Genomic DNA, 19,644 nt, shown 5'->3' with positions numbered 1-19,644 from the left:
GTACGCGCTAGACTGAGCAACTCTCGACTGTCTAGGAGCTTTCTATGTCTGCCTCTTCAGATGCGCCACTGGCGTCTTCAGAACTTCTGCAACGCACTGATTATCAAGGGGTAACGACCCTTACGTTAAACCAGCCTGAACGCTTTAATGCATTGTCTGAGGATATGTTGACGGCGCTGCAACGTGCGCTTGATGACATTGCCCAGGATGAGCATGTGCGCTGCGTGGTGTTGGCTGCGAACGGCAAGGCATTTTGCGCAGGGCATGACTTAAAGCAGATGCGTGCGAACCCTGATAAAGCCTACTACCAAACACTGTTTGCTCGCTGTGGCGCGGTGATGCAGAGCATCGTTAACTTGCCTGTCCCTGTGATTGCTAAAGTTCAGGGCATTGCGACAGCCGCTGGCTGCCAGCTCGTCGCTAGCTGTGATTTGGCTGTGGCAGCTAGCAATGCCCGATTTGCTGTGTCAGGAATCAATGTGGGGCTGTTCTGTTCGACACCTGCAGTAGCACTGTCGCGTAATGTGTCGCGAAAGCGGGCGATGGAAATGCTGCTGACCGGCGAGTTCATCAGCGCCTCCCAGGCCGCGGACTGGGGGCTTATCAACCGGGTTGCCGAAGAGAGCGAACTCGATAGTGCCGTGGGCGAACTCACTGCGAGCATCTGCGCCAAGAGCGCAGTGGCGGTGCGCACTGGCAAAGCCATGTTCGCACGGCAGCTAGCGATGCCGTTAGCGGAAGCCTATGCGTTTGCTGGCGAAACCATGGCGTGCAACATGTTGGCAGACGATGCAGCTGAGGGTATTGATGCCTTCATCGCCAAGCGCCCACCTCAGTGGCGCCATCGCTAGCAACGCTTGAGATATCATTGGTGGAATTTGTTTCCGTAAACGCGACAGCGGCCCCGCTGGCGCGTTATCCTCCCTCACTTTATGCCTTCAGGAGAGGCGCTTTCAGGAGAAAGTAAGGTGAGTGACGTAAAGCGTAGGTCAGTCGGACGTCCGGCGGGGGCCACCAAGGCGAGCGGTGGGCACAGCCAATCATTAGTACGTGGCCTCACGCTGTTAGAGCATTTGTCGGCAAGCCCATTAGGGTTAGCTTTATCGGAGTTGGCGGAAATGGCTGATCTCGCGCCATCCACCACTCACCGATTGTTACAAGCGCTACAAAGCCAGGGGTTCGTGACGCAAGAGAGTGAGCAGGGACTTTGGCGCATTGATGTTAAAACCTTCCGCATTGGTAATAGCTTTTTAGAAGCACGTGATGTCGTCGCCCAAAGCCGGCCCTTTTTACGCCGTTTAACCGCAGAAACGGGGGAAACGGCGAACCTGGGGATTCGGGATGGTGCGACGGCGGTCTTTCTTGCCCAGCATGAGTCGCCGCAGATGATGCGGATGATTACTCGTCTAGGCTCGCGGGCGCCGCTGCATGCTTCTGGGGTGGGCAAAGCCCTACTGGCTTGGATGAGTGAAGACGAGCGTACCGCGCTGCTTAAAGGTTACGACCTTGCCCGAGTGACTGAAAATACCCTGCATCAATCCGATGAGCTGTTGATCGAAATGGCGACTATTCGTGCTCAGGGATTTGCCTGCGACCGCGAGGAGCATGCGGTGGGTTTACACTGCGTGGCCGCCTGTATTCACGATGAGCATGGCACACCGCTGGCAGCCATTTCAGTCTCTGGACCCATGGCGCGTATTCCTGAAGAGCGCCTATTGGCGCTAGGTGCGTTAGTGCGCACCATCGCCGACGAAATCACCCTTCAGTTAGGTGGCCAACTGCCTCGATAAGCGGTGCTTTGCGCACCTGCAGTGACTGACAAAGACGGCACTCATTATGTTTAGCCTATTCTGGGTGGCGTTGGCTAGCGCCACCTTACTGCCTGGCGGTTCAGAGGTGTGGCTGGCACGGTTGTGGTGCTTAGGTGAGCCCGCGTTGGGGCTTTGGCTCGTCGCCACCGCTGGCAACACCCTGGGCAGTATGATCAATGTGGCGCTGGGACGTTATGCCCGCCAGTTTCAACATCGTCGCTGGTTCCCCGCGTCACCCACTGGATTAGCGCGTGCAGAGCGTTGGTACAAACGTTTTGGTGAAGTTAGCTTGCTGCTCTCGTGGGCACCCGTTCTGGGTGATCCCCTTACTGTACTCGCAGGTATCTTTAGATTGCCCTGGTGGCGTGCGTTGCTCTGGATTGTGGTGGCCAAAGGGGCGCGCTATGCACTGTTGTTGGCGCTAGCCCACCAATGGCTGGCGCCGCTGTGCGGATAAATCGACAGATGATGCCAGCTTAACTCGCGTTGATGTCACAAATATTGACGCGGCGAGTGGCGAGCCACGCTCTTTTTCTCATGTTACCCTGTTTATCAATTATACAAATCTTGCACTCGCCGAGAGTGCAATATGAATAGCGTGCACTATGATGTGCATGAAACGATGTGCATAAAAGAGTTAGCAATGACATTGAGTGAAAGATTCATCCAAAGGGAGGTTTAGGTGTGACGCCATTACGTTTATTCCCCTGGCTAGGCGTCTGGTTATTGATGCTATTCGCCTTTCTGACAACGCCTGCACTCGCTCAAACGACGTTGAGTGCGGGAAGCGAAGACACCGCTAACGCAGAGGAGCAGCCCTCTTATTCGGCACTTGCCGATCTGCTGGAAGATGAGCAAGCGCGCCAAGAACTGATTGAGCTGCTGCGAAATCAAGCGTCAGTGTTACCCAATGAACTGACTAGTGAGTTATCACCGGAAGCAGCCGCCCAGGGGAGTGACCTTGCCCCTGAGGATGTATCACTGCCCCGTCAGCTTGCAGAGCTAACCAGTCGTGTGGTTGGTGATGTTGGCGGACAGATAGAGCAGGCAGTGGCCGTGGTGGGCGACCTATTTACCGGCCAAGGCGCTAGCTCGTTCGACATGGCCGCGTTTGTTAGTGCGGCAATTAATTTGGGTATCGTGATTGTTGCGACGTTCGCGATATTTTTGCTTTGCCGCCGTTTGGCTAAACCGTTATTTACTAAAATCAGCGGCTGGTCTCAGCAGGGCAGTGGTTTAACGCCCGTGCTGCGTTTGGTGTTATGTGTCGCTATTGCTGCCGTCGTAGATGTGTTGTTGGTTGCTTTTGCTTACGTTGGCGGTAACTTGGTGGCGGCGTTTGCGGTGGGGGAAACAGGCGAACTTTCTACCCGCGCTTCACTATTTCTAAACGCCTTCTTGGTGATTGAACTGCTGAAAGCCGGTATGCGAATGCTGTTCTCTTCACGCTATGAAGGGCTGCGCTTGTTACCTATTTCAGCAAAAGAAGCTTCCTACTGGAATCGCTGGTTAGCGCGTTTAATTGGCATGGTCGGCTATGGCTTGATGGTGGTCGTGCCGCTGGTTAATTTCTATATTGCGGCAACCCTAGGCCAAGCCGTCGGCACCTTTATTATGTTGCTGGCCTTCATCTACGCGGTCGGCGTCGTGCTTAAAAACCGTGTGCGCCTGCGTGACAATCTTAACCAGATGGCAGCGCGAGCGACGATGACCGCCAGTCGCGTGTCGCTGCGTTTGTTTGCTCGAACCTGGCACTTGTTTGCGTTGCTCTACTTCCTGATGGTGTTTGTGCTTACCTTGTTACGCCCTGGGGATGCATTGCCGTTTGTGCTGTTTGCCACCTTGAAAACATTGGCCGCCGTGGTCATCGGGCTGTTGAGCTCGGCGTTCCTTACGCAAACGATTGGCCGGCGTATTCGGCTATCCGATGATCTGCGTCGCAAACTGCCGATGCTGGAAGTGCGCTTAAATAGCTATGTGCCCAATGCCCTGCGTGTGCTGCGTACCGTGCTATTAGTAGCGGTCGTTATGGTCGTCTTGGATGCCTGGGGAGTGTTTAACCTAGCGGCATGGTACGCCTCCGAACGTGGCGCGAACCTCGTCGGGAAACTTACCAGCGTCGCCATAATCTTGATCGTTGCGTTCGGTGTGTGGCTGGGGCTAGCAAGCCTGATCGAGCATAAGCTCAACCCAGAAACCGGCCATGGCGAACCCTCTGCGCGTGCTAAAACGCTGTTGAGCCTGTTCCGTAATGCCTTAGTGATTGCCATGGTGACAATTACCGGCATGATCGTGTTGTCGGAAATAGGCATTAATATCGGGCCGCTCATTGCTGGTGCCGGTGTGCTGGGTTTAGCGATTGGTTTTGGTGCTCAAAAACTGGTTCAGGATGTTATTACCGGCATCTTTATTCAGGTAGAGAATGCCATGAACACCGGTGATGTGGTAACGGTAGGCGGTGTCACTGGTACTGCTGAGCGATTAAGTATTCGTTCGGTAGGCATACGTGATTTGTCTGGCACTTATCATATCGTGCCGTTCTCCAGCGTTGATACTGTGTCGAACTATATGCGTGAGTACGGTAACCACGTTGGTGAATACGGTATCGGCTATAACGAGAGCATCGATGAAGCAATTGAGCAGCTGCAGTTGGCGTTCGAAGACCTGAAGGAGAGCGAAGAGCACAGCCATAAACTGCTGGCTGACCTGACAGTGGCAGGTGTTACCGCGTTGGCCGACAGCTCTGTCAATATTCGTGTGGTGATCAAAACGACGCCGGGCGATCAGTGGGGTGTTGGGCGTGCCTATAACCGTTTAGTGAAGTTGCGCTTTGATGCAGCAGGTATCGAGATTCCATTCCCGCATACCACGCTCTATTTTGGTGAAACGAAAGGTGGCAAAACACCGCCCGCCAATGTGCGCGTGTTGGACTCCACCGCTGAACGTAAAAAGGTAGAAACATCGCCAATCCATCAGGAAAGCGAACAGCTATCCAATCAGTCAGTTCAAGACACCAATGAGTCTGATCATCTAAAACCTGATCATGGTGATGTAGACGGTGTGTAATAGAGTGCCGGTTATTGACACGGCTAACTAAACAACAGTGCCGCCCAAAAGGGCGGCACTGTTGTTGAAACATCTGCTGTAACTCATGTTCGTCAGAACGTTAGAACCCTTTATAGGTTATCCAGTTCGGGTGCTCCTTTGGGGCGTACGATTTTGATCTTCTCCTTCATTAGCGCCTTCATCAGTGCAAAGACCATGGCGAAGACCATGATAAAGATAGGCAGGCCGATGACGGTAATCACTTGCTGTAGCGCTACTAGTCCCGCATCCCCTGCGAGTACGATTAGCATGGCTGCAACGGCACCTTCCGAGACGCCCCAGAATACCCGCTGATGAATTGGGCCGGGGTCCGTATCACCGGTACATAGTAGGTCGATGACCAGCGACGCGGAGTCTGATGAAGTAGCAAAGAAAATCGCCACGATAACGACGGCAAGCCCTTGAATCAGCGTAGCAGCGGGGAAGTTCTCAAAGAACGCAAACATTGCTAAGGGCACGCTCTCCATGACAGCGGCCGTCATCATACCGGCCTGGTCGCCCAACTGTTCGCGAGCGGCCGCGCCGATACCATCGATTTCCATGGCCGACCAGCCAAAAATAGCAAACCACACCAGCGTAAACAGCGAAGGCGCAAACAGCACACCAAGGACAAACTCACGAATGGTACGCCCCTTGGAGATGCGTGCGACAAACAAGCCGATAAAGGGAGACCACGTCACTGTCCAGGCCCAGTAAAAGACCGTCCAGTTACCCTGCCAGCCCCAGCTGCCTTCTTCACGGGTATATTGCGCTAGCGTGTCGTTCCAGAACGACAACGGCACGATGTTGGAAATATAAATGCCGAGCGTTTCGATAATGCCACGTAGCAGAAAGACGGTCGAACCGGTAAACAAGACAAACAACATCAACCCTACGGCCATGCCGATATTGATGTTGGAAAGCAGCTTCACGCCTTTATCCAGCCCGCCTGCAATGGAGGCTACTGCGACTGCCGTTAACACAATGATGATAATGACTTTAGTGGTCACGCTATCAGCAACGCCAAAAAGTTCGCTTAGCCCTGCATTAATTTGAGAGGTACCTAGCCCGATAGAAACGGCTACCCCAAACAGCGTTCCGAGTACCGCAAAGATATCGATCGTTTTACCGATTGGGCCGTAGATACGCTCCTTGAGCAGCGGATAGAACACTGAGCTGACGCGTACAGGGAGGTCGTAGCGGTAAATAAAGTAGGCAAAGGCTAGCCCTGGCAGAGTGAAAATGGTCCAGGTATGCAAGCCCAAGTGGTAAAGCGAAAAGCCCATCGCTTCACGAGCGGCTTCTACCGTATGTGGCTCAATATCGCCATGAGGCGGGTTGGCAAAATGAAAGACCGGCTCGGCCACCCCCCAAAACATCAACACTGTGCCAATACCACCGGCAAACAGCATCGTGAACCAGGAAATATTGCCGTACTCCGGCCGATCGTCTTCGTCGCCCAAGCGAATATTGCCGTAACGGCTGAGTGCTATCCACAGCAGGAAAACCAGCCAGAAACTAACCCCAAAGATAAAGAACCAGCCAAGATTGGTAACCACCCAGCTACGGCCAGCGGCAAAAATGCTTCCGATCGTCTCGGGGGCAATAATGAGTGCGACCAGAAACAGCACCATCAAGCCAGCCGAAGTAAAAAAAATGGTGGGGTCCGTGCGCAGCCCCAGTCGTTGCGCGAGTTTTTCCATGAGAATTTCCTTTTTATTGTTGGAATAGTCGCCTAGATGGGTTGCATGCCAGCTGAAATAAGACGACTTTCACGAGTCTACAGACAACTATTCTGTCCATGGAAGGTGGGAAATGTGACCTTTGATTAAATCGTGCGGGGCTTAACGTACCGTCAACGAAAAGCTGCCGAATGACTTAATAAGCATCGGCAGCGTATGGCGTAAGAGGGCGTTAAAGACAGATTTTAAAGACAGGTTTGAAAGATAGATTTGAAAGCTAGGCTTAAAGGTAGGTTGGAATGCTTTCAGCCTGGATAGTTTTCGGAATGTTGCCCTTCAAGGTTGATCGACTCACCCCCATCGACAAAGAGAATTTGCCCAGCAACAAACTCATTGTCTAATAAATAGTGCAACGCTTGTACAAGGTGGGCGGGATCACCCTGGTGTTTAACGGGTATACCTTCAATTCGCCACTGAATATAGTCGCTGGTGCGTTGAGAAGCGGGCAGTACCACGCCGGGAGCAATACCATTAATACGCAGGCGTGGTGCAAACTCTAGCGCTGCCATACGCGTCATATCAGCAAGGCTCTTTTTCGATAATAGATACGCGGCATACGGGTACTGGTGATAGGCCACTTTATTATCAATAATATTAATGACTTGGCCTCTATCGACGGCGTCTGCAAAGTAACGTGTGAGCAGCAACGGTGTAAACATATTGACCCTAAACTGCGTTTCCAGCATGGCCATGTCGGTGCCTGAAATGGGAGCAGGTTCATATGCAGAGGCGCTATTAAGAAGCACATTTAAGTTTGGGAAGTGTTGTTTGGCGGCTGTCACAAGCTCTTCAAGAGAGTCGCTCAGGAAATTGCATGGCAGTATTTCGCAGCGCTGTCCTTTGGCGCGAATCGTCTTGGCAACGTCTTCGGCTTCACCACGTGAGCTATTCACATGTAAGGCAATATCATAGCCCTTAGCCGCTAGGGCTTCGGCGAAATAGCGTCCCAAACGTGTTGCGCCGCCAGTGATCAGTGCAGCTGATGAACTCATGCAAGTTCCCCAAGTGGATTAACGTTAGCGTTGAGTATGACTTTCTGCGTGAGCGTAGCGTTTGTCAATATCTTGTACATAGCTTGAACAAAATAGCAGGCAAGCTAATCTTACGTATCATCAATATGACCTGACAACCGCCTTCGAATTTTGACGCTAAGCGCCGGGTTTCTAAAGTAGGGTCTACAAGATTAGGATGCAGCTATGCCACTCTCATCGTTAAACGCTACGCCAGATACGGCCCTCCATGAATGCTTAATCTCTCTCGGTACCAATATTGAGCCGGAACACCACTTTCACGAAGCACTGACTATTTTGCGCAGCGAGTGTGAGCTGATAGCTAGCTCAGAAGCGATTCGCACAACGCCGGTTGGCTATCAACACCAGCCGGACTTCCTGAATGCAGCGTTACTCGTGCGTACCTCCCTGGATCACGACGCTTTCCGCGCTTACTTAAAAGAGGTGGAAAACCGCCTTGGGCGTGTGCGAGGCCCTATTAAATCTGGGCCGAGAACCATGGACTTGGATATTGTGGCGTGGGACGGAGACGTCATCGATGAGGGGTACTACCAGCATAGTTACGTGCGTCGCCCGGTAGATGAAGTGCTGGCTGCCAGCTGCCGCACACTTAAACAACGAGCATATTCATGATTTTTGCGTCGCGGCCGATAATAGCAGTGTAGCCTCCTACCCTTGGGCAGGCTGACCTTCCTCGGAGACGAGCGTTGCTAAGCCTAAACACAAATCTGATGTCTCTTATCGTGCAGAATAATCTGCGCAGCAGTCAGCAAGCGATGCAGACCGCTATGGAGCGTCTTTCTTCTGGGCTACGCATCAATAGTGCCAAGGATGATCCGGCAGGGCAGGCGATTGCTAATCGCATGGGGGCTCAGCTGCGTGGCATGGAGCAAGCCATTCGCAATACCAATGATGGCATTTCCATGGCGCAAACAGCAGAAGGTTCGCTCGACCAAATTAACGATAACTTGCAACGTATTCGTGAGTTGAGTGTTCAAGCGGCTAATGGCACTAACTCTTCCGATGATCTTGGTTCAATTCAAACTGAGATCGATCAACGCCTAGAAGAGATTGATCGCCTTGCCGAGCAGAGTAATTTCAACGGCATCAAGTTGTTTGATAGTAGCAAAGCGGTAAATATTCAGGTGGGTGCTAACGATGGCGATAGCATTGCGGTGCGCTTCGCAGCCATGAATAGGCAGGCGCTAGGGCTGGACAGCTTTAGTGTTTTAGATGATGGCAGCGCAACGGATAACCCGCTAAAGGCGATGGATGATGCTATTCAACAGGTGGATCGCCAGCGGAGCTATTTAGGCGCGGTGCAAAATCGCTTCGAAAGTGTGATCGATGGACTCAATACCAACATCATTAATACGTCTGCTGCTCAGTCGCGCATCCAAGATGCTGATTATGCCCGTGAAGTTTCCAATCTAATTCGCGCGCAAATTCTACAGCAGGCCGGTATCGCTATCTTGGCTCAAGCCAACCAGCAGCCGCAGATGATTCTGCGCCTACTGGAAGGTCTATAACATAAGGGCTATTAACCGTTACTCGATAATGCCTTGCTCGCGCGCCATGGCATAAGCTGCCTGGGGGCCATTCCACAGCGATGGCAGTAAAATCAGTGAAACGGGAATCGCGGTAATCACGATAAACTGCTGTAAGGCGCCAATTTGCCCTGCTCCCATATACAGCAGCACCGCTGCCATTAGCGCCATGGCAATCCCCCAGAAAGCACGTACGTAAGGGCTTGGATCATCATGGCCAGCACCTACTACGGCAATGGCATAACTCATCGAATCACCTGTGGTGGCCACAAAAATTGTCGTCAATAACAAAATTGCCAGTGCCATCCAGGTGCCGCCGGGGAGCGCTTGGGCCACGGTAAGCGTCGCTACATCAAACTGAAAATTATTCAGTGCCTCTGTCAGGTCAATGACGCCTGTGAGCTGATAATAAATGCCTGAGCCGCCCAGCAGAGTGAACCATACGGTCGTCGCAATCGGGGCGAGTACCGCCACGGCAAGAATCATTTCGCGAATACTGCGTCCGCGTGAAATACGCGCCACGAAAATCGCCATCAGCGGTGCATAGCCAATAAACCAGGCAAAGAAAAAGACGGTCCACCACTGCATCCACCAAGCGGGAGCGGTGTCGGCGGTCATGGTTGCCATGGTGAAAAACTTACTAATGTAAGCACCCATGCTCGACACATAGGTGTTGACCAAAAACAGCGTAGGGCCAAACACGATGATCACCGCGCCAATGGCAAGTGCCAGCAGTACGTTAAAGCGGCTAAGCAGTTGAATGCCTCTATGAACACCACTCATCGAAGAGAGCACGTAAATGCAACCTAGTACCGCAAGAATAATAAGCTGCCCGAGGTAGCCTTCGGGAAGGCCGAACAGCTCATGCAAGCCAAAACTTACCTGAGTAGCTAGAAATCCGATGGGGCCGACAGTACCTGCTACCAACGCAATCACGCAGCAAGCGTCTACCACGCCACCTAGCGGGCCACGCATAAGCCGCTCGCCAAAAACCGGGTAAAGCAGTGTGCGTGGCTGCAGTGGCTGGCCTTTCACATAGTGGGCGTGGGCAAGCACCACCGCGGTTAGCGAGCCAAGTACCGCCCAGGCCAAAAAGCCCCAGTGCATGAACGATTGGGCAAGGGCGCTTGAGACGGCTTCGGCGGTGCCGGCTTCGGTGTCAAAAGCAGGAGGGGTTACCACAAAATGATAGACCGGTTCTCCGGCGGCGAAGAAGACACCACCCCCTGCTAGCAATGTGCACAGAATAATCGATAGCCACTTGAAGGTACTCATTTCTGGTGCATCGAGATTGCCAATCTTGGCTTTTGCCGCTGGCGTAACAGCTAGACCAATGGCAATAAAAAAAGTCAGTAACAGTAACAATTGAAAGTAGCTGCCTAGCACCAGGGCTGTCCAAGCAAAGCCAGCGCTGATTGAGTTGGCGACAAGATCAATGTCATAAAAGGAGAGGCCAAGAAACGCCACGATGAAACCGATGCTAAGCACCAGTACGATGGGGTCGCCGAGGGAAAACCGCGAAGTACCCTCGCTTGTGTTGGCAGGGTGGTTCATTAAGAACACCTATGTTTAATGAGGGGATGAGTAAGCAGAGTATTGAGCTTAACTAAACCGGGCGTGAGTAGGCGTAACGCCTAAAAGCATCCGATTTTCGAAACAAAAAAAAGCGCCATTCAATGAATGGCGCGAGGACAGGAAACTGTGGGTAGTATATCTTCTCTATAGACCAAAGTCTAATAATGAGGGATGAATTGCATAAAAATGGTGCGAAAAATAAGCGAGATGCACCATTATGAATAGATTAATGACGGTCATAGCTACTTAAAATACGGTATAACTATATGATAATAAATGAAAAATAAGGCGGCTGTGTTTGGGGCGTCGCGCGTTACCAGTGATAGAGCAGTGATGCGCTGGTAGTGCTGTCAGTGCGTTCGCTGGCATCTTCAGGCGGCTGCGAGTTGTGTTTGATTTCATGGGAAAGGCGTAGCGAAAGTCGTGAATTTAGCCGAGCCGTTAGTGCCGTTAATGAACGCGCTGTAGTGTTCTGATGGGTATATTCCACCGACATTTCCTGGGCGATATCCGCATAATCTGAGAAGCCAAATTGATAGTCGAGTGCTGTATAAGCAACTGCCAATTGCTCATTATCAGCGCCGCGTAATCGATCATTACGATAGCCAGGGCCTGCTTCTAACGACAGTGAATGTTGTTCACCAGCTAGCAATTGTCTCCCATAACCACCAATGGCAGAAAGCTGCTGGTCGTAGCCAGCAAAGCGGTCTTTTTCCCAGCGGGCAAAGCCAAACAGATAGTGGGGCCCGCTAAAGTCAAAACGCTCTCTGCCGGCCACTAAATATTGCTCAGCGCTGGTTTCTCCGTTTTTGCTCACATTGCGGACTTCACCGCGCAGCGAATGAGTGAAGTCTCCCGTCAGCCATGTCAGGCGTGTCTTTCCAATCAATGTTTGGCTATTGGTATTGCCGGAAAGGTGGGTAAAACCAAGTTCGGCATCGCCGCTGAACACCGGCGTATCATCTTGTGGCGGTGGTGGGGCGTAAAATGGATAAGCAGCGGCGGAAGTTGCCCATAGCGACAAGCTAGCTAATAAGACATTTCTTAATAAACTCAACAAGTAACTCCTCCTGAGTAGCGGTCTTTGTGAGCGGCTGCGATGTTGCAGGATGAGAGTTCGTCATGCACGCTTTAAAAGCGCTGAGTATATCGATAAAAACAAAATCAGTGGCTGCTAAATAAGTAAATAGTCGAAAAAGCGCAACGGCTAACGCCGCTTGGCGCTGCATGCCATAATGACGCTGTCGCGCCTAGTGAGTTCCTTTATGACCGCCCCACGCCCACGTACGTTGGCCGAATTACAGCGCTGGCGCCGTACTCGTGCCAAGCGCCGCTGGTACAAGCGTAGTTTTCGCCTGCAAGTCATGCTGCTGGTCGGCTTTCTGCTGGCGGGTATGTTGCTGGCACAAGGCACCTACCTGAACCACCGTAAAGCAGAAATTATCACCCACCAAATGGGCGAGCGGGCATTGGCAGTGGCCAAGACCGTCGCGGGCATGCCGCAAATTGTTAATGCTTTCTCGACACCCGACCCGTCGCTGATTATCCAGCCGCTTGCTGAACGCGTTCGCCACGAGACTGGTGCCCGTTATGTGGTGGTGGGTAATGCCCAGTCGATTCGTTACTCGCACCCAGTGCCTGAGCGTATCGGCCAGCCAATGGTGGGCGGGGATAACGATCAGGCGCTGATTTACGGTCAGTCATACGTATCGGAAGCTACCGGAACGTTAGGCACCGCCATGCGGGGCAAAACGCCCATCTGGGATGAAGAGGGCAATATCATCGGGGTGGTTTCGGTGGGCTTCATGCTAGAACGAGTTGATATGGATGTGGCTCGTTATACCAGCTTGGGGTGGGCGCTGGTGGCGCTGATGATTTTGCTAGGGTTTGCCGGGGCCTATTGGCTGTCGCAGCATCTTAAAAAAGTCATCCTTGGTTTAGAGCCTTATGAAATAGCCCGCTTGGCCATGGAAAAAGAGGCCATCCTGCAATCTATCCACGAAGGTATTCTGGCGGTTAACCGCGATGGTCAGATCACGTTAGTGAATCAGCAGGCACGCCGTTTTCTAGGGTTATCGGATGAACAGGTTTTGCTGGGGCAGCCAATTCGTGAGGTGGTGCCCAACTCGCGCTTAAGCGAGGTGTTAAAGCACGGCGAGCAGGAGTTTGACCAGGAAATGTGGCTGGGCGACCATCCCGTGGTGGCTAACCGCGTGCCTATTTTGCACGAAGGTGAGATCGAAGGTGCCGTGGCGACATTTCGCAGTCGCCGCGAAATTATTGATCTTTCCCAGGCACTTACCCAGGCAAGCCGTGATGTGGATATGCTACGTGCCCAGGCCCACGAGTTTTCCAACAAGCTTTACACCATTTCTGGTCTCCTGCAGCTTAACCGCGTTGATGAGGCGCTAGCGCTGATTCATCACGAAACCGAACGTGCCCAGGCGCAAATGAGCTTTTTAATGCGTCACGTAGCTGACGCAGTACTCAGCGGCATCTTGTTGGGTAAATTGACGCGAGCACGGGAGTTGGGGGTTGCACTGGAAATTGATGAGCAGAGCTCGCTCTCCTGCCCACTAACGGTCACTGGGCAGGAGGTCATGATGAGCGTTGTGGGCAACTTATTAGATAACGCCTGTCATGCGGCGCTTAATGGCCCAAACAGTGACACCCCGAAAGTTCGCCTGTTCTTTACGGATCTGGGCGAGCAGCTGTTGATTGAAGTAGAGGATAACGGCTCAGGTGTGCCCGGCGAGCATGCGGAATCGATCTTTCAAGATGGATTTTCGACCAAAACCGGTAAACATCGTGGCATTGGCTTAGCGCTGGTCGCGCGGTTGTGCCGTCAGCATGGCGGTGAGGTGACATTAGAAGAGAGCGAGTTAGGCGGCGCGTGCTTTATTGCCGTGCTGGATCGCGCGCTTTGCGACCCCATCGCCACAACGCCTTAAATCATAATAACGACGCCAGGAAGAGGAAACACTATGTCTGCGACGCAGTACGGTATTTTGGTCGTCGAAGACGATTTTCGCATTGCTGATATCCACAAGGCTTTTATTGAACAAAGCGACGGCTTTTATGTGGTGGGATTGGCGCGTAACGGCAACGAAGCCAAAGCCCTGATGGCCCAGCATGCTGATGCTGTTCAACTCATCTTATTAGATGCTTACTTGCCTGATGTGGAGGGCCTGGAGCTGCTATGGGCCATTCGCCGTGACTATGTGCATGTGGATATCGTCATGGTGACAGCTGCCCGCGAAGTAGAAACCATCAGCGAAGCGTTGCGTGGTGGCGTCTTTGATTATCTGATTAAACCGATTGAAGCGACGCGTATGACGCAAATGCTGACACGTTTTCGCCGCGAGCGAGAGGCATTGGCGAATCGGGCTGAAATGAGTCAAGACGAGCTGGATCAGGTGCTTGCTCGCTTGCAACCAGGTGAATCTCCGCGGCTAGCTACGCGCACGTTACCTAAAGGCATCGACCGCTTGACCCTGCGCTGTGTGGTGGAGTCGTTGGCAGCCGAGCATGATTCCCAAACGGCGATGCAAGTAGCGCAGGCAATGGGCGCAAGCCGTTCAACAGCGCGTCGTTATTTGGAGTTTTTAGTAGCTGAACAAGCGGTTAATGCAGAAATTGGCTATGGCGATGTCGGCCGCCCTGAGCGCCGCTATCGGCTGCTGGAATCCTCTTCCACATGGCTGGAATCACTGTAAACGAGCCGTTCTAACCGGCCGTGAACAAAATGAACAAAACGCACAAAAAGCACTTTTTGCCATTAATGGTCATAAGCTTGTCGCGAGGAGTAGCGGTCTTCTAATGTGAAGGGCGTAACCACACAAAGATACGCAGATAACAACCATCTATAACAATAGATAGCTAATGTGGAGAACGCCCATGACCATGCTTCCCCTAAAGCGCTTTGCCGTGCTTGCTGTACCGATGGCAGCCCTTGCCATGACAACGTCCGCCAGCGCCCAAGAGTGGACGCCGAGCCGTTCGATTGAATTTGTTGCACCGGCCAACCCCGGTGGCGGCTGGGACACGCTAGTGCGCACCATGTCCCGCGTTATTCAGCAAGAAGAGCTGGCCGACGAAAGCTTTGCAGCCATTAACGTGCCTGGCGGTGGCGGTGCAGTTGCCTGGGCTCAGGTAGCCCGTGATAACGGTAATCCGCATAAACTTTTCGCTACCAGCCCGCCGATGATTTTAGTCCCCCTGGCAGGCGCATCGCGTTACGACCACACCGACTTCACCCCGATTGCGCGTATCAATACCGACTATTCGATTATTTTGGTGGCGGCAGATTCCGAGTATCAAAACCTGGATGATCTTTTTGCAGCGCTCAAAGAGAACCCTAGTTTAAGCGTGGGCGGTGGTAGTGCGCCGGGCTCGATGGATCACATCTCAGTTGCCGGTCTTGCTTCCGCGGCGGGTATGGAAGCCTCCTCGGTTAACTACATTCCCTTCTCAGGTGGTGGCGACGCCATGACTAACCTGATGGGTGGCCATATCGAGGCAGTCATTGGCGGTGCCGGTGAAGCGGTAGGTCAGTTGGGCGAAGGTAGCCAGCTACGCGCGCTGGGCGTGTCTTCCGAAGAGCGCCTGGGCGGTGGACTGGCCGATGTACCCACTTACCAAGAGCAGGGTTACGACTACACTTTCGATATTTGGCGTGGCGTAATGGGCGCGCCGGAAATGCCTGAAGAGGCGGTTGAATACTACGAGACGCTCTTCGCCGAAATGCTCGAAACGGATGCATGGCGCGAAGCAAGCGACCAGCTGGGCTGGATTGATGCCTACCAGGATAGCGACGGCTTCGCTACCTTCCTGGATGAGCAACAAGAGCAGTTCAGCAGCGTGTTGACCGACCTGGGGCTGATGCGCCAGTAAGCGCTCGTCCCAAAGGCTCCCCCGGTGGCAGCGTGCCACCGGGATCTTCCGTCTGATACCGCAAGGGTCTTGCTGTTCAGCAATGACGTCTTCGGAGAACTTTCCCATGACTCGATTCAATACCAACCAATGGCTAGCGCTTGTGTTGGCGTTAGTGGCGGCTGCCTATCTGGCAATGGCCTGGCAAATTCCCAACTTTCCGCTGCCCCGCCCAGTGGATTCTGACCTGTTTCCAAAAGTGCTAGGTGTTTCCTTGTTATTGCTGTCGGCGTGCTTGTTTTTTGAGCGTCCTGGTCCTATTGCGGGGGCCGATCAGATTGATCAAGCCGAAACTCAGGGGCCGCTACTGCTAACGCCTTGGGCGCGGGTGATCGTCACCGCCATCGCCATTGCGGCCTACGCGTTCCTGCTCGTGCCGTTAGGCTTTGTGCTGGCTTCGACGCTGCTGTGTGTTGGCCTAACTGCTTACTACGGCTACCGCCGCCATGGGATCAATCTGGCAACATCGCTTGGGGTGGTGTTAGCGCTGTATTTAACCATGACGCGGGTAATGGATGTTTACCTACCCACTGGCGTGCTGCCGTTTTAATCAGGCCGCGCTTGCCCACTGTTAGCGGGTTTAAAAGAGAGACACTCCCATGGATGCCTTTAACAATCTAATGTACGGCTTTGGCATCGCGCTTGAGCCTATCAATATCGCTTACGTCTTTGCCGGTGTCTTTGCTGGCACCATCATCGGCATGTTGCCCGGCCTTGGGCCGATCAGCGCGCTGGCGCTGATGATCCCGATTACCTTCGCTATGGAGCCTTCTTCAGGACTGATCTTGATGGCCGGGGTGTATTACGGCGCTATTTTCGGCGGCTCCACCTCATCTATTTTGCTGAACGCCCCCGGCGTGGCGGGAACGGTTGCGACCTCTTTTGACGGCTATCCGATGGCCAAGCAAGGGCTGGCAGGTAAGGCGCTGGCGATTGCCGCTTACTCCTCCTTTGTTGGCGGTACCATCTCCGTTGTTTTCTTGATGTTGATTGCGCCGCTGCTCTCCAAAGTCGCGGTAAGTTTTGGCCCTGCTGAATACTTTGCGTTGATGGTGCTGGGCTTAACCGCGGTTGTGTCGCTATCCGATAAGTCGCTGGTTAAAGGGTTAATTGCCGCTGTTATTGGGGTGATGATCTCGATCATCGGGATTGATATGCAAACCGGCACCGAGCGCTTTACCTTTGGCTCTATCCACCTGCTCGACGGTATCGACTTTCTGGTCGTCGCGCTGGGTATCTTCGCGTTAGCCGAAGTGTTCTACATGTTGCTACGCGGAGGCGGTGGTAAAGAAGCGCCGCGTAACGCGATCGGGTCGTTGAAATTGACCCGCAGTGAAGTCAAGCAGATAGCAGGCCCTGTTAGCCGCAGTTCAGTGTTGGGCTTCTTTACCGGCGTTCTGCCGGGCGCAGGTGCGACCATCGGCTCGTTTCTTGGCTACAGCATGGAAAAACGTATTGCCAAAGACGGCGATACGTTTGGTAAAGGCAACATCAAAGGCGTTGCTGCGCCAGAAGCGGCAAATAATGCGGCGTGTACCGGTTCGTTTGTACCGCTGTTAACCTTGGGTGTGCCGGGGTCTGGCACCACCGCCGTACTGCTTGGCGCACTGCTGGTGATGGGCGTTAATCCTGGCCCGATGATGCTTGAACAGCGCCCAGACGTGTTCTGGGGCGTGGTCGCCAGTATGTACATCGGCAATATCTTCCTGCTGGTGCTTAACCTGCCGCTGATTCCGCTGATCGCCAAGATTCTCGATCTGCCCAAACCGTTGCTGCTATCACTGATTTTGATCTTCTGCATGATCGGTGTTTACGGTATGAGCTTCAGCGTGTTCGACTTATTGCTGCTGCTGGGTTTTGGCTTGGTTGGTTTGGGAATGCGCTTGTTCGGCTTCCCCGCCGCGCCGCTGATTCTGGCGCTCATTCTAGGCAACATCATGGAAGAGTCCATGCGTCGCGCGCTGCAGATCTCCGGTGGGGATTGGACGACCTTTATCGACAAGCCGATTTCGCTGTCGTTACTGGTCATCGCGGTGCTGTCGCTTGGTTTACCGCTGCTGAAAAAGCGCCGCACTAAGCGTTTGAATACTGCTGAATAGAACATAGGCATGCGTGTAAAGCGTCCTAGGATCTCCTAGGGCGCTTTTTTTTGTGCAAGAAATGGGCGGGGTTACTAGGCGTATGCAACAGAAAGCGCACTATTGGTGCGAGGTGTCGTTGTGGTGCATAAACAGCGTGCATTTTTTGGATGTTGGCGCGCCACGATAGTGCGGCCGGTGAAGATGGGATAACTTTTTTTAAAACTAACCTTTTGATTTTAAGTCTTTTAGTGTTTCTTTTTGTAGTGTGGCGCAAACCTTGCAGCAGCTAGGAGCTAGTGGATGCACCAAGCCCCGTAATAACCGTTCCAAAGTTACATAACGGGAGTTCTTGGCCGCGAAGCTCAAATAACGAGCCCCGTCATAAGGGGCGCAAGGAGGTTCAAGTGACCACATTGCAGCGCAAGACACACCCTCGTACCGTTGGCCGTTTCGCTACTGCCTTAATGACCGCCGCCGTTATGGGGGCCAGTACACAAGCCATTGCCCAGGATGACGATCCGATCAAGGTCGGTATCCTTCACTCACTTTCAGGCACCATGGCGATCAGTGAGACGGTTCTTAAAGACACCGTTGAGATGCTTATTGAGCAGCAAAACGACGCGGGTGGCTTGCTGGGTCGCCAACTTGAAGCGGTTGTTGTCGACCCTGCCTCTAACTGGCCGCTATTTGCCGAGCGTGCTAGGGAGCTACTGGCGCAAGAAGAGGTCGACGTGATCTTCGGCAACTGGACCTCCGTTTCCCGTAAGGCAGTACTACCGGTAGTGGAAGAGCTTAACGGCCTGTTGTTCTACCCGGTGCAGTATGAAGGTGAAGAGTCCTCGGAAAACGTCTTTTATACCGGTGCCGCCCCCAATCAGCAGGCGATTCCTGCGGTTGAGTATCTGATTAATGAAGTCGGCATCGAGCGCTTTGCGCTGGTCGGTACCGACTACGTCTATCCGCGTACCACCAACCGTATTCTCGAAGCTTTCCTCAAAGATGAGCATGGCATCGCTGATGAGGACATCATGATCAACTACACGCCGTTCGGCCATTCAGATTGGCAGAACATCGTGGCAGAAATACGCCGCTTTGGTGAAGAGGGTAAACCCACGGCGGTTATCTCAACGATTAACGGCGATGCCAATGTGCCGTTTTACACCGAACTCTCTAACCAAGGTATTGATGCTGCCGATATTCCAGTCATCGCCTTCTCGGTGGGCGAGCAAGAGCTCACCGGCATTGATACCGGCCCGTTAGTCGGCCACTTGGCGGCCTGGAACTACTTCATGAGCGTCGATACTGATGACAACTACGACTTTATCGACGCCTGGATCGACTATACCGGCGACGAAGAGGCTGTCACCAACGATCCCATGGAAGCGCACTACATTGGCTTCAACATGTGGGCCGAAGCGGTGCGTAAAGCAGGCACTACCGATGTCGATGCGGTAAAAGACGCGATTATCGGTGTCGCCGTGCCTAACCTTTCCGGTGGCTATGCGGCGATGATGCCCAACCATCACATCACTAAGCCGGTGCTGATTGGTGAAGTTCAAGACAATGGCCAGTTCGATATCGTCTGGCAAACGCCTTCTACCGTAGCGGGCGATGCATGGTCTGACTACTTGCCTGGCTCACGTGATTTGATTGCCGATTGGCGCAAGCCCATGGAGTGCGGCAACTTCAACGTGGTGAACGGCTCGTGTGGTGGCAGCACCGCAGCAGAAGAGGCTGAAGCGGCCCTCGCTGAGTAAGTAAAGCGATATATAGCAGGGAAATGACCGCTGTTAACGCTGTGGTGTAAGAACAGGTTGAAGCGAGGGTCTTTCGCCATGGATGGCGAAAGTAGCGCCCATGGA

General features: G+C 53.1%; 16 protein-coding genes. 12 read left to right on the top strand and 4 right to left on the bottom strand.

What is annotated here, in order from left to right:
* Positions 1-44 precede the first annotated feature (44 nt).
* The 4 genes from NF683_RS06035 (at position 45) to ybiO (ending at position 4,877) form a co-directional block, all read left to right on the top strand.
* Positions 45-851, top strand: a complete 807-nt coding sequence (locus NF683_RS06035; protein ID WP_253921555.1) for an enoyl-CoA hydratase — start codon at positions 45-47, stop codon at positions 849-851.
* Between the two features lie 117 nt (positions 852-968).
* Positions 969-1,790: an IclR family transcriptional regulator gene (locus tag NF683_RS06030; protein WP_089040316.1), complete on the top strand. Its 822-nt coding sequence runs from the start codon at positions 969-971 to the stop codon at positions 1,788-1,790.
* A 46-nt stretch (positions 1,791-1,836) separates the two neighbouring features.
* Positions 1,837-2,268, top strand: a complete 432-nt coding sequence (locus NF683_RS06025) for a YqaA family protein (protein WP_038479388.1) — start codon at positions 1,837-1,839, stop codon at positions 2,266-2,268.
* Positions 2,269-2,495: 227 nt separating this feature from the next.
* Entirely contained in the window at positions 2,496-4,877 is a 2,382-nt protein-coding gene (gene ybiO / locus NF683_RS06020; RefSeq protein ID WP_253921554.1) for a mechanosensitive channel protein, read from the top strand.
* A gap of 110 nt (positions 4,878-4,987) precedes the next feature.
* Here the strand turns inward: ybiO and NF683_RS06015 are convergent, their stop codons facing one another.
* Entirely contained in the window at positions 4,988-6,598 is a 1,611-nt protein-coding gene (locus tag NF683_RS06015; RefSeq protein ID WP_253921553.1) for a BCCT family transporter, read from the bottom strand.
* A gap of 284 nt (positions 6,599-6,882) precedes the next feature.
* Entirely contained in the window at positions 6,883-7,629 is a 747-nt protein-coding gene (locus NF683_RS06010) for an SDR family oxidoreductase (RefSeq protein ID WP_253921552.1), read from the bottom strand.
* 204 nt (positions 7,630-7,833) lie between these two features.
* Here NF683_RS06010 and folK point away from each other — a divergent pair, with 204 nt between their 5' ends.
* The gene (gene folK, locus NF683_RS06005; protein WP_253921551.1) at positions 7,834-8,280 is read left to right on the top strand and encodes a 2-amino-4-hydroxy-6-hydroxymethyldihydropteridine diphosphokinase; all 447 of its coding nucleotides are present in this window, start codon (positions 7,834-7,836) and stop codon (positions 8,278-8,280) included.
* A gap of 74 nt (positions 8,281-8,354) precedes the next feature.
* Positions 8,355-9,176 carry a flagellin N-terminal helical domain-containing protein gene (locus tag NF683_RS06000; protein ID WP_275050931.1) on the top strand — a complete coding sequence of 274 codons (822 nt, stop codon included), beginning with the start codon at positions 8,355-8,357 and terminating at the stop codon, positions 9,174-9,176.
* An 18-nt stretch (positions 9,177-9,194) separates the two neighbouring features.
* On the opposite strand, the gene NF683_RS05995 is transcribed toward NF683_RS06000, so the two are convergent.
* The gene (locus NF683_RS05995; RefSeq protein ID WP_089040323.1) at positions 9,195-10,748 is read right to left on the bottom strand and encodes a BCCT family transporter; all 1,554 of its coding nucleotides are present in this window, start codon (positions 10,746-10,748) and stop codon (positions 9,195-9,197) included.
* A 334-nt stretch (positions 10,749-11,082) separates the two neighbouring features.
* Positions 11,083-11,826 carry a DUF481 domain-containing protein gene (locus NF683_RS05990; RefSeq protein WP_089040324.1) on the bottom strand — a complete coding sequence of 248 codons (744 nt, stop codon included), beginning with the start codon at positions 11,824-11,826 and terminating at the stop codon, positions 11,083-11,085.
* A 208-nt stretch (positions 11,827-12,034) separates the two neighbouring features.
* On the opposite strand from NF683_RS05990, the gene NF683_RS05985 reads away from it, so the two are divergent.
* The 6 genes from NF683_RS05985 (at position 12,035) to urtA (ending at position 19,539) form a co-directional block, all read left to right on the top strand.
* Positions 12,035-13,720 (top strand): ATP-binding protein, encoded by a 1,686-nt coding sequence (locus NF683_RS05985; protein ID WP_253921549.1) that lies wholly within the window; start codon positions 12,035-12,037, stop codon positions 13,718-13,720.
* A 33-nt stretch (positions 13,721-13,753) separates the two neighbouring features.
* Positions 13,754-14,485, top strand: coding sequence for a response regulator (locus NF683_RS05980; protein WP_089040327.1), 732 nt, complete (start codon positions 13,754-13,756; stop codon positions 14,483-14,485).
* Positions 14,486-14,666: 181 nt separating this feature from the next.
* A complete protein-coding gene (locus tag NF683_RS05975) occupies positions 14,667-15,662 on the top strand; it encodes a Bug family tripartite tricarboxylate transporter substrate binding protein (protein ID WP_253921548.1) in 996 nt (331 codons plus the stop codon).
* Between the two features lie 106 nt (positions 15,663-15,768).
* Positions 15,769-16,251, top strand: coding sequence for a tripartite tricarboxylate transporter TctB family protein (locus tag NF683_RS05970; RefSeq protein ID WP_253921547.1), 483 nt, complete (start codon positions 15,769-15,771; stop codon positions 16,249-16,251).
* Between the two features lie 49 nt (positions 16,252-16,300).
* Positions 16,301-17,800, top strand: a complete 1,500-nt coding sequence (locus NF683_RS05965) for a tripartite tricarboxylate transporter permease (protein ID WP_253921546.1) — start codon at positions 16,301-16,303, stop codon at positions 17,798-17,800.
* A 386-nt stretch (positions 17,801-18,186) separates the two neighbouring features.
* Positions 18,187-19,539 (top strand): urea ABC transporter substrate-binding protein, encoded by a 1,353-nt coding sequence (gene urtA / locus NF683_RS05960; protein WP_253921545.1) that lies wholly within the window; start codon positions 18,187-18,189, stop codon positions 19,537-19,539.
* Positions 19,540-19,644 lie beyond the last annotated feature (105 nt).

Source organism: Halomonas sp. MS1 (genome assembly GCF_024182575.1).
Taxonomy (GTDB): domain Bacteria; phylum Pseudomonadota; class Gammaproteobacteria; order Pseudomonadales; family Halomonadaceae; genus Vreelandella.
The sequence above is the reverse complement of the archived record's forward strand: the minus strand, read 5'-3'. Positions and strand labels throughout refer to the sequence as shown.

What these genes read in the sequence shown, in the direction of transcription:
- NF683_RS06010 (WP_253921552.1), bottom strand. Translation starts at nt 7,629, where the DNA reads ATGAGTTCATCAGCTGCACTGATCACTGGCGGCGCAACACGTTTGGGA.
- NF683_RS06015 (WP_253921553.1), bottom strand. Translation starts at nt 6,598, where the DNA reads ATGGAAAAACTCGCGCAACGACTGGGGCTGCGCACGGACCCCACCATT.
- NF683_RS06035 (WP_253921555.1), top strand. Translation starts at nt 45, where the DNA reads ATGTCTGCCTCTTCAGATGCGCCACTGGCGTCTTCAGAACTTCTGCAA.
- NF683_RS05985 (WP_253921549.1), top strand. Translation starts at nt 12,035, where the DNA reads ATGACCGCCCCACGCCCACGTACGTTGGCCGAATTACAGCGCTGGCGC.
- NF683_RS05975 (WP_253921548.1), top strand. Translation starts at nt 14,667, where the DNA reads ATGACCATGCTTCCCCTAAAGCGCTTTGCCGTGCTTGCTGTACCGATG.
- folK (WP_253921551.1), top strand. Translation starts at nt 7,834, where the DNA reads ATGCCACTCTCATCGTTAAACGCTACGCCAGATACGGCCCTCCATGAA.
- NF683_RS05965 (WP_253921546.1), top strand. Translation starts at nt 16,301, where the DNA reads ATGGATGCCTTTAACAATCTAATGTACGGCTTTGGCATCGCGCTTGAG.
- NF683_RS05995 (WP_089040323.1), bottom strand. Translation starts at nt 10,748, where the DNA reads ATGAACCACCCTGCCAACACAAGCGAGGGTACTTCGCGGTTTTCCCTC.
- NF683_RS05970 (WP_253921547.1), top strand. Translation starts at nt 15,769, where the DNA reads ATGACTCGATTCAATACCAACCAATGGCTAGCGCTTGTGTTGGCGTTA.
- NF683_RS05980 (WP_089040327.1), top strand. Translation starts at nt 13,754, where the DNA reads ATGTCTGCGACGCAGTACGGTATTTTGGTCGTCGAAGACGATTTTCGC.
- NF683_RS06025 (WP_038479388.1), top strand. Translation starts at nt 1,837, where the DNA reads ATGTTTAGCCTATTCTGGGTGGCGTTGGCTAGCGCCACCTTACTGCCT.